General features: G+C 73.2%; 15 protein-coding genes. 8 read left to right on the forward strand and 7 right to left on the reverse strand.

The features are described from left to right. Positions 1-2: 2 nt before the first annotated feature. The 3 genes from ACZ6AA_RS05615 (at position 3) to ACZ6AA_RS05625 (ending at position 2,961) form a co-directional block, all read left to right on the forward strand. Positions 3-1,184: an ABC transporter ATP-binding protein gene (locus ACZ6AA_RS05615; protein ID WP_471456405.1), complete on the forward strand. Its 1,182-nt coding sequence runs from the start codon at positions 3-5 to the stop codon at positions 1,182-1,184. Between the two features lie 204 nt (positions 1,185-1,388). Next, on the forward strand, positions 1,389-2,066 hold the full coding sequence (locus ACZ6AA_RS05620; RefSeq protein ID WP_471456407.1) for a trimeric intracellular cation channel family protein: 678 nt from the start codon (positions 1,389-1,391) through the stop codon (positions 2,064-2,066). A 25-nt stretch (positions 2,067-2,091) separates the two neighbouring features. Next, positions 2,092-2,961 carry a thioesterase family protein gene (locus tag ACZ6AA_RS05625; RefSeq protein WP_471456409.1) on the forward strand — a complete coding sequence of 290 codons (870 nt, stop codon included), beginning with the start codon at positions 2,092-2,094 and terminating at the stop codon, positions 2,959-2,961. A gap of 48 nt (positions 2,962-3,009) precedes the next feature. Here the strand turns inward: ACZ6AA_RS05625 and ACZ6AA_RS05630 are convergent, their stop codons facing one another. The 3 genes from ACZ6AA_RS05630 to ACZ6AA_RS05640 form a co-directional block, all read right to left on the reverse strand. Then, a complete protein-coding gene (locus tag ACZ6AA_RS05630) occupies positions 3,010-4,074 on the reverse strand; it encodes a YeiH family protein (protein WP_471456411.1) in 1,065 nt (354 codons plus the stop codon). Continuing rightward, on the reverse strand, positions 4,074-4,655 hold the full coding sequence (locus tag ACZ6AA_RS05635) for a cysteine dioxygenase family protein (RefSeq protein WP_468452170.1): 582 nt from the start codon (positions 4,653-4,655) through the stop codon (positions 4,074-4,076). Before ACZ6AA_RS05635 ends, ACZ6AA_RS05630 begins: the two co-directional genes overlap by 1 nt. A gap of 119 nt (positions 4,656-4,774) precedes the next feature. After that, a complete protein-coding gene (locus ACZ6AA_RS05640; RefSeq protein WP_468452169.1) occupies positions 4,775-5,680 on the reverse strand; it encodes a LysR family transcriptional regulator in 906 nt (301 codons plus the stop codon). 109 nt (positions 5,681-5,789) lie between these two features. On the opposite strand from ACZ6AA_RS05640, the gene ACZ6AA_RS05645 reads away from it, so the two are divergent. Further along, complete coding sequence (locus ACZ6AA_RS05645; protein WP_468452167.1) at positions 5,790-6,863, forward strand: helix-turn-helix transcriptional regulator; 1,074 nt, start codon at positions 5,790-5,792, stop codon at positions 6,861-6,863. Here the strand turns inward: ACZ6AA_RS05645 and ACZ6AA_RS05650 are convergent. Both ACZ6AA_RS05650 and ACZ6AA_RS05655 read right to left on the reverse strand, forming a co-directional pair. Further along, positions 6,835-7,701 carry an alpha/beta fold hydrolase gene (locus ACZ6AA_RS05650; RefSeq protein WP_471456413.1) on the reverse strand — a complete coding sequence of 289 codons (867 nt, stop codon included), beginning with the start codon at positions 7,699-7,701 and terminating at the stop codon, positions 6,835-6,837. The genes ACZ6AA_RS05645 and ACZ6AA_RS05650 overlap by 29 nt on opposite strands. Positions 7,702-7,723: 22 nt before the next feature. Next, positions 7,724-8,389 carry a TetR family transcriptional regulator gene (locus tag ACZ6AA_RS05655; RefSeq protein ID WP_468481938.1) on the reverse strand — a complete coding sequence of 222 codons (666 nt, stop codon included), beginning with the start codon at positions 8,387-8,389 and terminating at the stop codon, positions 7,724-7,726. A 196-nt stretch (positions 8,390-8,585) separates the two neighbouring features. Here ACZ6AA_RS05655 and ACZ6AA_RS05660 point away from each other — a divergent pair, with 196 nt between their 5' ends. The 3 genes from ACZ6AA_RS05660 to ACZ6AA_RS05670 all read left to right on the forward strand — a co-directional run bounded on the left by ACZ6AA_RS05660 (position 8,586) and on the right by ACZ6AA_RS05670 (position 10,371). Next, positions 8,586-8,738, forward strand: coding sequence for a hypothetical protein (locus tag ACZ6AA_RS05660; protein WP_468452161.1), 153 nt, complete (start codon positions 8,586-8,588; stop codon positions 8,736-8,738). A 75-nt stretch (positions 8,739-8,813) separates the two neighbouring features. Further along, positions 8,814-9,128 carry a DUF4190 domain-containing protein gene (locus ACZ6AA_RS05665; RefSeq protein ID WP_468452159.1) on the forward strand — a complete coding sequence of 105 codons (315 nt, stop codon included), beginning with the start codon at positions 8,814-8,816 and terminating at the stop codon, positions 9,126-9,128. Positions 9,129-9,192: 64 nt separating this feature from the next. Beyond that, positions 9,193-10,371, forward strand: a complete 1,179-nt coding sequence (locus ACZ6AA_RS05670) for a cysteine desulfurase family protein (RefSeq protein ID WP_468452157.1) — start codon at positions 9,193-9,195, stop codon at positions 10,369-10,371. 28 nt (positions 10,372-10,399) lie between these two features. Here ACZ6AA_RS05670 and ACZ6AA_RS05675 read toward each other — a convergent pair whose 3' ends face one another. Continuing rightward, the gene (locus tag ACZ6AA_RS05675; RefSeq protein WP_468452155.1) at positions 10,400-11,113 is read right to left on the reverse strand and encodes an N-acetylmuramoyl-L-alanine amidase; all 714 of its coding nucleotides are present in this window, start codon (positions 11,111-11,113) and stop codon (positions 10,400-10,402) included. A 61-nt stretch (positions 11,114-11,174) separates the two neighbouring features. On the opposite strand from ACZ6AA_RS05675, the gene mnmA reads away from it, so the two are divergent. Further along, complete coding sequence (gene mnmA / locus ACZ6AA_RS05680) at positions 11,175-12,317, forward strand: tRNA 2-thiouridine(34) synthase MnmA (protein ID WP_468481939.1); 1,143 nt, start codon at positions 11,175-11,177, stop codon at positions 12,315-12,317. 102 nt (positions 12,318-12,419) lie between these two features. Here mnmA and ACZ6AA_RS05685 read toward each other — a convergent pair whose 3' ends face one another. After that, the gene (locus ACZ6AA_RS05685; RefSeq protein ID WP_468452151.1) at positions 12,420-13,403 is read right to left on the reverse strand and encodes an NADP-dependent oxidoreductase; all 984 of its coding nucleotides are present in this window, start codon (positions 13,401-13,403) and stop codon (positions 12,420-12,422) included. Positions 13,404-13,483: the final 80 nt, after the last annotated feature.

Here is a 13,483-nt window from a genome sequence, read left to right on the forward strand (position 1 = left end):
ACATGACCATCCCCGCGCAGGCGAAACCCGCCCCGGACTCCGAGCGGGACGTGCTCCTCAAGGTCGATGGCCTGGTGAAGCACTTCCCCATCAAGAAGGGGCTCATGCAGCGCCAGGTCGCGGCCGTCCAGGCCGTCGACGGGATCAGCTTCGACGTGCGCTCCGGTGAGACCCTCGGCGTCGTCGGCGAGTCCGGCTGCGGCAAGTCGACCATGGGCCGGCTCATCACCCGGCTGCTCGAGCCGACCGGCGGGCGGGTGGAGTTCGAGGGCGTGGACATCACGCACCTGGGCACGGCGAAGATGCGGCCGCTGCGCCGCGACGTCCAGATGATCTTCCAGGACCCGTACTCGTCGCTGAACCCCCGGCACACCATCGGCACGATCGTCGGCGCGCCCTTCAAGCTCCAGGGCGTGAACCCCGAGGGCGGCATCAAGAAGACCGTCCAGGGGATGCTGGAGCGGGTCGGCCTCAGCCCCGAGCACTACAACCGCTACCCGCACGAGTTCTCCGGCGGTCAGCGGCAGCGCATCGGCATCGCGCGGGCGCTCGCCCTGCAGCCGAAGCTGGTCGTGGCGGACGAGCCGGTGTCGGCCCTGGACGTGTCCATCCAGGCCCAGGTCGTCAACCTCCTGGACGACCTCCAGGACGAGCTCGGCCTCACCTACGTGATCATCGCGCACGACCTGTCGGTCATCCGGCACGTGTCCGACCGCATCGCCGTCATGTACCTCGGCAAGATCGTCGAACTCGCGGACCGCAAGGACTTGTACACCAAGCCCATGCACCCGTACACGAAGGCGCTCCTGTCCGCGGTGCCGGTGCCCGACCCCAAGCGGCGCGGCGTCAAGAGCGAGCGGATCCTGCTGCGCGGCGACGTGCCCTCGCCGATCGACCCGCCGAAGGGGTGCCGCTTCCACACGCGGTGCTGGAAGGCGACGGAGATCTGCGCGGTCAAGGAGCCGCCGTTCGTCGCCCTGGAGACGGCGCACCAGGTGGCGTGCCACCACCCGGAGAACGCGCCCGACCAGGCGCCGGAGGACACGAAGCTGCTCTCCGTGGCCCGAGAGGCCATTGATGTGGTGTCGGTCACCACGGCGGCGGATGTCGCTGGCGCTGAGGCTGAGGCTGAGGACGAGGGTGCCTCTGCTGAGGCGGGGGCGACCGACGTGACGAAGGACTGAGCGCGGGCCGATCGGCGCTTCGCGCCTCGTCCTCAAACGCCGGAGGGGCTGGAAAAGATCCAGCCCCTCCGGCGTTTGAGGAGCGGGGTCCGGGGCGGAGCCCCAGGAGGGCGGGCGGATGGGGAGGAGCCCCTCCGGCGATTGAGGACGAGCTCGGCGGAGCCGGCGATTCGGGGGTGACCCCGGGCCGGGGGACAATGCGGCGTGCTTCAGGAATTGTTCAGCCCGGGGGTCCAGCACGCACTGGACATCGTCGGCATCTTCGTCTTCGCGATCTCCGGCGCCCTCCTCGCCGTCCGCAAGAACTTCGACGTCTTCGGCATCGCCGTACTCGCCGAGGTCACGGCCCTGGGCGGCGGCCTCTTCCGCGATCTGGTGATCGGCGCGGTGCCCCCGGCCGCGTTCACGGATCTCGGCTACTTCCTCACCCCGCTGCTCGCCGCGCTCCTCGTGTTCTTCCTGCACCCGCAGGTCGAGCGCACCCAGTTCGCGGTGAACGTCTTCGACGCGGCGGGCCTCGGCCTGTTCTGCGTCACGGGCACCACGAAGGCGTACGACTACGGGCTCGGCCTGACCGCGTCCGCGACCCTGGGCCTGGCCACGGCGGTGGGCGGCGGTGTGCTGCGCGACATCATCGCCAACGAGGTCCCGTCCCTGGTGCGCTGGGACCGCGACCTGTACGCGGTCCCCGCCATCGTGGGGGCCACCATCGTCGCCCTGTCCATCCGCTTCGAGATGCTGAACGGTTTCACGACGGCACTGGCCATCGTCACGGCGTTCGCCCTGCGGCTGCTCGCGATGCATTACCACTGGCGGGCGCCGCGCGCGTGGAACCGCCGCTCCTCGGCGTCCGAGGAGCCGGAGCATAAAGCTACCGCTTAGTAGTTTTCTGTTGTACGTTGCCGGTATGGCTGACACAGCAGCGGCGCCCACGGCGCGCGCCACGGTCGGGGACAGCGAGTTCGACCGCGACACCGCGGTCACCCAGCGGGAGCCCGGCGTCTACGACATCGACCTCTCCGCGGGCTGGACCATCGTGAGCGCCGTCAACGGCGGCTATCTCCTCGCCGCCGTCGGCCGCGCCCTCGCGCACGCGCTGCCGCACTCCGACCCGTTCACGATCTCCGCGCACTATCTGACGGCGTCCGACCCGGGCCCCGCCGTGATCCGCACCGAGACCGTGCGTACAGGGCGCGGCCTGTCCACCGGGCAGGCCTCGCTGGTGCAGTTCGAGGCGGACGGCACCGAGGTCGAGCGGCTGCGGGTGCTCGCCTCGTACGGGGACCTGGACGCCCTGCCCGACGACGTGCGCACGACGGCCAAGCCGCCGCAGCTGCCCCCGGTCGACCAGTGCTTCGGCGCCGACGACGCCCCGGCCGAGCAGCGGGCGGTCCCCGGTTCGTCCGCGATCGCCGATCGGCTGTGGCTGAAGCTGGACCCGTCCACCCTCGGGTGGGCGCTCGGCCAGCCGTCCGGCAAGGGCGAGATGCGGGCGTGGTTCGGGCTCGCCGACGGGCGCGACGCGGATCCGCTGTCGCTGCTGCTCGCCGTGGACGCGCTGCCGCCGACGGCGTTCGAGATGGGCCTCTCCGGCTGGGTGCCCACCATCGAACTCACCGTCCATGTGCGGGCCAGGCCCGCGCCCGGACCGCTGCGCGTCGCCATCACCACGCGCAACCTCGCCGGCGGCTTCCTGGAGGAGGACGCCGAGGTCTGGGACTCCACGGACCGCCTGGTGGCCCAGTCCCGCCAGCTGGCCAGGGCCCGCCTGCGCTGACCGGACCGCGTAGCCCGCCCGGGCCGACTCCCGCGGCCCGGGCACACCTCACCCGGTCAGGCACACCCCCGCGTACGACACCCCGCCGACCACCACCCACGCGCACAGCCCCACGAGCCCCACGCGGCCCCCGGTGCGCAGCAGCGTCCGCAGGTCCACCGCGCTGCCGAGGCCGAACAGGGCGGCGGCGAGGAGCAGTTCCTGGGCGATCCCGGCCGTGTCGAGGGCCGCTTCCGGGAGCCACCCGGTGCTGCGTACGCCGACCATCGCCACGAACCCCGCGACGAACAGCGGCACCAGCGGCGGCCGCCGCTCACCGGCGCCCGGGGTGCCGTCCGCGGTGGCCGCGCGCCGGGCCCGTACCGCGATCGCCACGCCCGCGACCAGCGGCGCGAGCAGCGCCACCCGCATCAGCTTGACCAGCACGCCCTCGCCGAGGGCGGTGCCACCGGCGGTCTGCGCGGTGGCGACGACCTGCCCCACGTCGTGCACGCTCGCCCCGACCCAGCGGCCGAACTCCGCGTCCGTGAGGCCCAACGGCCCCTGGAGCAGGGGGAGCACGGCGATGGCGAGCGTGCCGCAGAGCGTGACCACCGCCACCGAGGCGGCCGTGTCGCGCTCCTCGCTGCGGGAGACGTCGCTCACCGCGCCGATCGCCGACGCCCCGCAGATCGAGTACCCGGTGGCGATGAGCAGCGGCTGGTCGCCGGGCAGGCCCAGCTTCCGGCCGAGCCACCAGGTGCCGAAGAACGTCGCGGCGACCACCACGAGCACCATCGCGACGGTCGGCCAGCCCACCCCGAGCACATCGCGCAGGCTGAGCTTCAGGCCGAGCAGCACCACGCCGACCCGCATCAGACGCTTCGCGGCGAAGGTGAGGCCGGGCCTGGCCCAGCCGCGTACCCACACCCGGGACCCCGGCACCTGCGCGGCGGCGAGGCCGAGGACGATGGCGACCGTCAGCATCGGCACGTCCGGCACGAGCCGGTGCGTCAGCCAGGCGACGGCGACACCCGCCGCGGCGAGCGCGAGGCCCGGCCAGGGGCCGGTGGCGCGCGCAGCCGGACGCGGCGCCGACGCCGTCCGCGGCGGGCGCTGTCCGAGCAGGGCCATCAGCGGTCGGCCGGAAGGTCGTACACCCGTCGCACGCTGCTGCCGAGCCGCCCGATGTCCGCGCCGTAGACGTGCAGGGACAGCGCGCGTCCGGCGCCCGCGTTCCACACCCGGTGGATGTCCCCGGGCGGCGCGAAACCGCACACCGCGCCCTGCGGGTTCACCACGTCCTCGGTGGCGACGAGGTGCGCGGGGGCGTCGTCCTCGGCGGGCACGAGCCGGTAGCGCCGCTCGTGCTCCTCGCCCTCGTGCACGCCGGTCACGCACCACGACACGTGGTCGTGCACGGACGTGCGCTGGCCGGGCAGCCACACCAGGCCGACGAGGGAGAAGCTGCCGTCGCTCTCGGCGTGCAGCAGGTGTTGGCGGTAGCGGTCCGGGTCGCCCTCGCACTGCTCGGGGGTGAGCAGGTCGGCGGCGCCCAGGTGCGGCGCGAGGCGCTCGCCGACCAGGTACGCGGTCAGGTCCGGGGGCAGGCCGCGGCCGACGGCCTCGCGTATCTCGGCGACGAGGGCGTCGAGGCGCGATGTCGTACGGGGGCGGGCGGGCGCGGTGCGGGTGTGCGCGGTGGGGGTGGTCATACCGGCAGGGTCGGCCCGCCGCATCCATCACGTCCAACGACAGTTTTTTGGCGTTGCCTCAAAAATTGCTTATGTGTTGGCCGTTCAACGGTCGGCCGCGGTCCCCGGCGGGGCAGCGGTCAGCAGCCGACGCGGTTCGCCGCGACCGCCTTCAGCTCGTCGAGCACCAGGGCCGTGGCCGGAATGCGCAGGTGCTCCCGCAGGACGTACGCCGACACCTGCCGCCGGGACGCCGGGTCGAGCGGGCGGCCGGTGACCGAGCGGTGGCACAGGAAGTTCAGGACGAGGCCCGGCATCATCGCGATGCCGAGGCCCTCGGAGACGAGGCTCTGGATGACGAGGTTGTCGTCGGTGGTGAAGGCGATGTCCGGGGCGAAGCCCTGCTCGGCGCACTCGTGCAGGAAGTTGGCCCGGCAGCGCAGGCACCCGGCGATCCAGCGCTCCTCGGACAGATCGGCGAGCCGCACCGAGCGGCGCCGCGCCATCGGGTGCCTGGTGGGCATCAGGACCGTCAACTGGTCTTCCATCAACGGTACTTCGACGACCTCGTCCGGCACCTCTTCGAGCAGGCCGGGATAGGTGAAGGCGAGGGTGACGTCGGCGTCGCCGTGCACCAGGCGCTGCAGGGACTCCGGCGGTTCGTACTCCTGGAGTTCGACGCGGATGCCGCGGTGGTGGCGGGCCAGACCGGCCAGCGCCTCCGGTATCAGCGTGGCGGTAGCGCTCGGGAACGCGCACAGTCTGACCCGGCCGGTGCGCAGCCGCGTGATCGCGTTCATCTGCTGCTGGGCCGCGTCGATGTTGCCGAGGATCACCCCGGCGTGCCGGGACAGCGCCTCGCCCGCCTCCGTCAGCCGCATCCGGCGCCCCACGCGGGTGAACAGGACCGTGCCCACGGACCGTTCGAGCGCCTTCATCTGCTGGGTGATCGCCGGTTGCGTATAGCCGAGCGAGCGGGCCGCGGCGGAGTACGAACCGGTGCGGACCACTTCGTGGAAGGACCTGATGTGCCGGGAGTCGAACACAGTCGAATCATAAGCAAAATTTGGGAACAGCTGACGGGCCTTTTCCGTCGCTTCTGGATGCGGGACGCCGAGCCGTCCCGGATCGTGGACGTGCGCGATCCTTGACCGCGTGAAGTCCGACCGGCTGCTCTCGATCCTGCTGCTGCTCCAGACCCGCGGCACCGTCCCCGCGCCCGAACTCGCCGAGCGCCTGGAGGTGTCCGTCCGCACCATCTACCGCGACGTCGACGCGCTGTCCGCGTCGGGTGTCCCGGTCTACGCCGAGCGCGGGCGGCACGGCGGCATCACGCTGCTGCCCGGCTACCGCACCGACGTCACGGGCCTGACCGCCGACGAGTCGCGCGCCCTGTTCGTCCTCGCCGCGCAGGGCGCGCACGCCGCGCTCGGCCTGGACGCGGCCATCGGCTCGGCGCTGCGCAAGGTGATGGCGGCGCTGCCCGCGCCGCACCGGCCCGCCGCCGAGCTCACCAGCCGCCGGATCCTCGTCGACGCCTCGCGCTGGACACGCGGTCCCGGCGCCGGTCTGCCCCTGGACCATCTGGGCACGCTCCAGGACGCGGTCTTCGCCGACCGGCGGGTGCGCGTGAGCTATGTGCACAGCGGGTCCGAGGGGGTGCGGGACTACACCCTCGACCCCTACGGGCTCGTGTCCAAGGCGGGCGTCTGGTACCTCGTGGCCGACCGGGACGGCGAGCCGAGGCTCTTCCGGGCCGACCGGGTGCGCTCGGCGAGCCTGACGGACGAGGCGGTGCGGCGCCGCCCCGGCGTCGAACTCGCGGACGTGTGGGAGGGGTTGAAGCAGTGGGTGGAGCGGCGCACCGGCGGCATCGACGTCACCGCGCGGGTGCGCCGCGACCGCTATGGGCGCTTTCTGCGGCTGCACGGGGGTGCGGTGACGGAGGTCGTGGAGGAGGTGGAGGAGATGGAGGGGGTGGAAGGTGTGGAAGGGGTAGAGGGGGACGGGGACGCTGAGGGTGCCGGGCGCGGGCGCGGGGGCGGCGCCGGGGGCGACGAGGGCACGGGGGAGTGGGTGACCGTGCGCCTCGTCGTCGAGGAGGAGCGCGCGGCGCGCGTCCTGCTCGCCTTCTCCGACGCCGTCGAGGTCCTGTCGCCGCCGGAGATCCGGGAAGAGCTGGCGCGGGCCGCCGCGGCTGTCAGCGCACTGTACGAGGGCCCGCATTGAGGAAACGCGCGAGGGCCCCCGTGAGTTCCGCGGGAGCGTCCTCCTGTACGAGATGTCCCGCACCCTCGATCAGCCGCAGCTCGGCGCCGGGGATCAGCCCGGCGAGCTCGTGGCCGCGCGCCACCGGGATCCAGGTGTCCTCGGTGCCCCAGCAGACCAGGACGGGCAGCGCCAACTCGCCGTACCTGCCCTGGATCTCGTCCGTGAAGCGCTGGTCGTTCTGCTCGATCTGGCGGTAGAACGCGGGCCTGCCCGCCTCCGTGCACCAGGGCGCCACGAGCCGGTCGAGCACGGCCGGGTGCAGCCCGCGGTGGCTCGCCGAGCCGACGTACTCCCGCACCAGCGCCTCGTGCAGCGCGGGCGGCAGCTGGGAGAACACGTCCGCGTGCGCGCCGAGCAGCTGGTACGTGGGCGAGCCCCACGGCGCGAGGGCCACCGGGTCGACCACGGCGAGCCGGGCGTAGCGCGCGCCGTGCAGCAGATGCGCCCGCAGGGCCACGCAGCCGCCGAAGTCATGGGCGACGACGGCCAGGGGCTCCTGCCCGTCCAGGCCCCAGTGCGCGAGCAGTTCGGTGAACACGCGGGCCTGCGCGGCGAGCGAGACGTCCTGCCCGGCCCGCATCTCGGACGCGCCGTAGCCGGGCAGGTCCCATACGTACACCCGGCGTTCGCGTGCGAGCGCCTTGGCGACGCCCCGCCAGACGTACGACGAGAACGGGGTGCCGTGGACCAGGACGACGGGGGGCGCGTCGGCCGGACCCAGGGCGGCCCAGCGGACGGCGCCCGACGAGGAGGCGAAGGTCTGGTCGAGGGGCCAGTCGGGATGCGTGGTCGTCATGGCCGACAAGGCTAGTTGCCCCTTACGTCTCCGTCGAGTACCGGCCAGACTTGTCCGCCGCCTCGTCCAGCCAGTGCCGCCGCCCGAGGGTTAGCAGACGCAGTTGTCTGCGGGCCCGGTCGGCCACGGGTTCCTCGTCGTCGGTCCCCAGGAGCGCGGACGCGGTCATCACCATGTGGTCCACGTACATCCGGGCGAGCATCAGCAGGTCCGCATCGCTCCAGCCCGCCGCCTCCGGCTCCTTGGCGAACTGCGCCGCCACCTCCTGGGCGAACAGCGCGAGTTGGCCGCCTATGGCCTCGCGCACCGCCTTCACGCCGCCGTGCTGCTCGCGCGCGATGAAGCGGGCGTGCGCGGGGTACGTCCGGACGTACGCGACGATCAGGTCCACGGCGGCCGTGATGCGCTCCTCGCCGTCACCGGTCGCCGCGAGCGTGGCGACGAGCGTGGTGTGCAGGCTGCCCAGGGCCTCCTCGACCAGGGCCACGCCCAGGTCGGCCGTGTCGCGGAAGTGCCGGTAGAAGGCGGTGGGGGCCACACCGACGGCGCGGGTCACCTCGCGCAGGCCGAGGCTGGACAGGCTCTGCTCCGCCAGCAGGTGCAGCGCCGCGTCGAGCAGGGCCTGCCGGGTCTTCTGCTTCTGCGCCTGCCGGGCGCCCGGGGCCGGGCCGTCGAGGGTGTGACTCATGCCATGCAGTTAACAACTGTTCTCCGAGATTTGAAAGCCGCAGGGGGAGTAGACTCTCCAGTCAGTGAACAGTTGTAACCACAAATGTTCACCGAAGGGTCGACCGCTGGCCATCGGGTCAGCCCGGCCATCGGCTGTCCGGCTGTCCGGCCAGCCGCGCACCTGTCCGGCCGTCCGTACGGGAGGGGTTCTCCTCATGCTGTTCCTCGTCGCCGCACTCCTGCTCCTCGGCGTCGCCATGGGCACCGTGGCGCACGCCCCGCTGTCCGTCTCACTCGTCCTGGCCGCCGTCATCGGCGTGTGGCTGCTGGTGTTCGCGCTGCGCGAGCGGCACGCGCGCCACCGCTGACCGGCGTACGGCCGCCCGACTCCGTACGACCTCTGACTCCGTACGACCCCCGACCACGACTTGAGGAGTCGCACCATGGAACTCACCGCCCAGGCGTCCACCGACCGCGCTCCGCGGTCGACCGAAAGCGGACCGCGGAACCGTCCCGTCGGCCGCCGCGACACCGACGGCATGGCCGTGGCCTCCTTCGTCCTCGGCCTGCTCGGGCTGCTCGTCCTGAACATCGTGCTCGGCCCCGTCGCCATCGTCCTCGCGTCCCTCGCGCTGTGGCGCGGCACCGCACGACGCGGCCGCGCGCTGCTCGGACTCGGGCTCGGCGTGGCCGACCTCGTGGTCCTCGGCACCCTGATGTCCCTGAACAACTCGGTGTCCTGGAGCTTCGCGGGCTGACCGGCGCAGACGCGCCACCGCGGGGTCGGGCCCGTCGGCCACGGCTCGTAGAATCGTGCCCACCATGGCCTACCTCGACCACGCCGCGACCACCCCGATGCTCCCGGAAGCGATCTCGGCGATGACCGCCCAGCTCGCCGTCACCGGCAACGCCTCCTCGCTGCACGCGGCGGGCCGCCGGGCCCGTCGTACCGTCGAGGAGGCCCGCGAGACGCTGGCCGAGTCGCTCGGCGCGCGCCCCAGCGAGGTCGTCCTCACCTCGGGCGGCACCGAGGCGGACAACCTCGCAGTGAAGGGCCTGTACTGGGCGCGGCGCTCCGGCGCGGACGGCGGCCCGGCCCGCACCCGGGTCCTCGCCAGCCCCGTCGAGCACCACGCCGTCCTCGACGCCGTCGACTGGCTCGGCGAGCACGAGGGCGCCACCGTCGAGTACCTCCCCGTCGACACGCACGGCCGCGTGCACCCCGACGCGCTGCGCGAGGCCATCGCCCGCAACCCCGACGACGTCGCCCTCGCCACCGTCATGTGGGCCAACAACGAGATCGGCACCCTCCAGCCGGTGCGGGAACTGGCCGACGTCTGCGCCGAGTTCGACGTGCCGCTGCACGCCGACGCCGTCCAGGCCTTCGGGCAGGTGCCCGTCGACTTCGGCGCCTCCGGGCTCGCCGCGATGACCGTCTCCGGGCACAAGGTCGGCGGCCCCTACGGCATCGGCGCGCTGCTGCTCGGCCGGGCCTACAGCCCCGTGCCCGTGCTGCACGGCGGGGGCCAGGAGCGGCATGTGCGCTCCGGCACCCTGGACGTGCCCGCCGTCGCCGCGTTCGCCGTGGCCGGGCGGCTCGCCGCCGAGCGTCGCGAGTGGTTCGCCCGGGAGATCGGCGCGCTGCGCGAGGAACTGGTCGCGGCCGTCCGCGCCGCCGTCCCCGACGCCATCCTCGGCGGCGACCCGGACCCCGGCGGGCGGCTCCCGGCCAACGCCCACTTCACCTTCCCCGGCTGCGAGGGCGACTCGCTCCTGCTGCTCCTGGACGCGCAGGGCATCGAGTGCTCCACCGGCTCGGCGTGCACCGCGGGCGTGGCCCAGCCCAGCCACGTCCTCCTCGCCACCGGCACCGACCCGGACCTGGCCCGCGGCACCCTCCGCTTCTCCCTCGGCCACACGTCGACGAAGGCGGACGTGGAGGCGGTGGCGGCGGCGATCGGCCCGGCGGTGGAGCGGGCGCGGACGGCGGGCCTGAGCTGAGTCCCAGCCCCCGTGCGGCGGGAACCCGCTAGGCCGGAGCCTTGGTGCGGGCGGGCCGATCCCGCTCCCGCCGCACCAGCCGCAGATAGCGGTCCCAGTCCCAGTGCGGCCCCGGATCCGTGTGATCCGTCCCCTCCACCTCCACGTGCCCGATGATGTGCTCCCGGTCCACCGGAATGTCGTACCGCCCGCAGATCCCCGCCGTGAGCCGCGCCGACGCCTCGTACATCGCGTCCGTGAACGACTCCTTCTTGTCCACGAAACCCTCGTGCTCGATCCCCACGCTGCGCTCGTTCATGCTCCTGCTGCCCGCGTGGAACGCCACGTCGAGCTCGCGGATCATCTGGGCGATGTGGCCGTCCTTGCGGACCACGTAGTGCGCGGCGGCGCCGTGGCCGGGGTCCTTGAAGACCTTCAGGGCGGTGCGATAGGCGCCCTGCACGACGTGGATGACGACGCGGTCGATCTCGTAGTCGTCGGGGCGGTCGGCACGCCGCCAGTTCGCGGAGGACGCCGCTATCCACTGCGCGCCCCGGGCGTCGACCACGCCCTCCTTCCGCTTCTTCACCACTCCGGGGAACCGCCACCACAGCCGCCCCAGCTCGTCGTGGGCGAGTGCGTACACCCCCACGCCCACGGCGGCGGTGGCGCCGAGCAGGAGCGCGCGCCGGCTGACCGCACCACCCGGCGGTGGCTCGGCGTTCCCGCCGTCCTCGGTGCTCTCCGTCTTCTCAGCCCCCATGTGATCCCCAACGCATACTCAGGGGCGCCGGGTTCCCGCGGACCCGTACCCTGTTAGGGCTATGACTTCGCAGATCCCGTCGGCACCGCCGCGCACCAGCCGCCCGCTCCGTGTCCTCGCCGCCATGTCCGGCGGGGTGGACTCCGCCGTCGCCGCCGCCCGTGCCGCCGAAGCCGGGCACGACGTGACCGGTGTGCACCTGGCGCTGTCGGCGAACCCGCAGTCGTTCCGCACGGGCGCGCGCGGCTGCTGCACCATCGAGGACTCGCGCGACGCCCGCCGCGCGGCGGACGTCATCGGCATCCCGTTCTACGTGTGGGACCTCGCCGAGCGCTTCCGCGAGGACGTGGTCGAGGACTTCATCGCCGAGTACGAGGCGGGGCGCACCCCGAACCCGTGCCTGCGCTGCAACGAGAAGATCAAGTTCGCGGCGCTCCTGGACAAGGCCCTGGCCCTCGGCTTCGACGCGGTCTGCACCGGTCACTACGCCCAGGTGATCACGGGCGCGGACGGGGTGCGCGAGCTGCACCGCGCCTCGGACATGGCCAAGGACCAGAGCTACGTCCTCGGGGTGCTCGACGACCGTCAGCTCGCGCACGCGATGTTCCCGCTCGGCGACACGGTCACCACGAAGGACGAGATCCGCGCGGAGGCCGAGCGCCGGGGCCTGGCCGTCGCCAAGAAGCCCGACAGCCACGACATCTGCTTCATCGCGGACGGCGACACCCAGGGCTTCCTGGCCTCGCGCCTCGGCAAGGCGGAGGGCGACATCGTCGACGAGTCCGGCGCGGTCGTCGGCAGCCACGAGGGCGCGTTCGGCTTCACGATCGGCCAGCGCAAGGGGCTCAGGATCGGCACCCCCGCCCCCGACGGCAAGCCCCGCTACGTCCTCGACATCTCCCCGGTCGACAACCGCGTCACGGTCGGCCCCGCCGCCGCCCTGGACGTGACGGCCCTGACGGCCGTCAAGCCCCGCTGGTGCGGCGCGGCCCCCTCCGGGCCGGGCACGTACACCGCCCAGCTCCGTGCCCACGGCGGCGAGACCGAGGTCACCGCCGAGCTGATCGGCGACCGCCTGCACGTCAGCTTCACGGAGCCGGTGCGCGGTGTCGCCCCCGGCCAGGCGATCGTCCTCTACGACGGCTCGCGGGTGGTGGGCTCGGCGACGATCGCCGCGACGGCTCGCGCGGGGGCGTTGGCCTGAGGTCTGTGACCGTCGGCCGAGCAGGGGGCTGCGCCCCTCTCCCCCGGTCGGCGCTTCGCGCCTCGTCCTCAAGCGCCGGACGGGCTTTCAGCCCCCTGTGCGTCACCGCACCGTGAGGACCAGCTTGCCCTGGGTGCGGCCCAGCTCGCCCAGGGCGTGTGCCTCGGCCGCCCGCGCCAGCGGGAACGTCTCGGCGACCTGGGCGCGCAGGCGCCCCTCCGTGACCAGGCGGGCGATCTCCAGCATGCCGTGCCGGTCCGGCTCCACGATGGTCCAGCCCGCGTGGATGCCCAGCTCCCGCGCCCGCTCGGCGTCCGGCAGGCCGCCCGGGTCGGGCAGCGTCACCAGGTGGCCGCCGCGCCGCAGCACGGGCAGGGAGCGGTCCCCGTACGCCCCGCCGACGCCGTCGAGGACCACGTCCACGTCCCGCACGGCCTCCGCGAAGTCCGTCGTCGTGTAGTCGATCAGCTCGTCCGCACCGATCGAGCGCAGGAAGTCGTGCTTGTCGGCGCGCGCCGTCCCGATGACGTACGCGCCCTGCGCCTTGGCGATCTGTACGGCGAGGTGGCCGACGCCCCCGGCCGCCGCGTGGATCAGGACGCGCTGGCCCGCGCGCAGCTCCGCCGTCTCGATCAGGCCCTGCCAGGCGGTGAGCGCCGCCAGGGGCAGCGCCGCCGCCTCCACGTGGTCGATGTTCGCGGGCTTGCGCGCGAAGCGCCGGGCCGGGGCGACGACGTACTCGGCGTAGCCGCCCGCCTGCTCCGGGAAGCGCGGCATGCCGAACACCTCGTCACCGGGCGCGAACAGCGTCACCCCGGGGCCCACGGCCTCGACCGTGCCGGACACGTCGTAGCCGAGGATCGGGGTGTCGCCCCATGCCCCGAACTCGCCCGCGGCCCGCGTCTTCCAGTCGACCGGATTGACCCCGGCCGCGTGCACCCTGACCAGGATCTCGGTGATCCCGGGCTCGGGCCGGTCCACCTCCACGGGGACCAGGACGTCGGGGGCACCCCACGCGCGCGGGCTGACGGCACGCATCGTGGCGGGCGTGGACGGGGCGGCGGGGGCGGTCGTACGGGAGCTCATTGATCTTGTCCTCTCTGGTGAGCGATCACCAGAGTGCGCCCCGGAGCCCGACGACAGTGCTGGCAGTTTGGCCATCATGT

It is taken from the genome of Streptomyces sp. NPDC040610, from assembly GCF_055594065.1.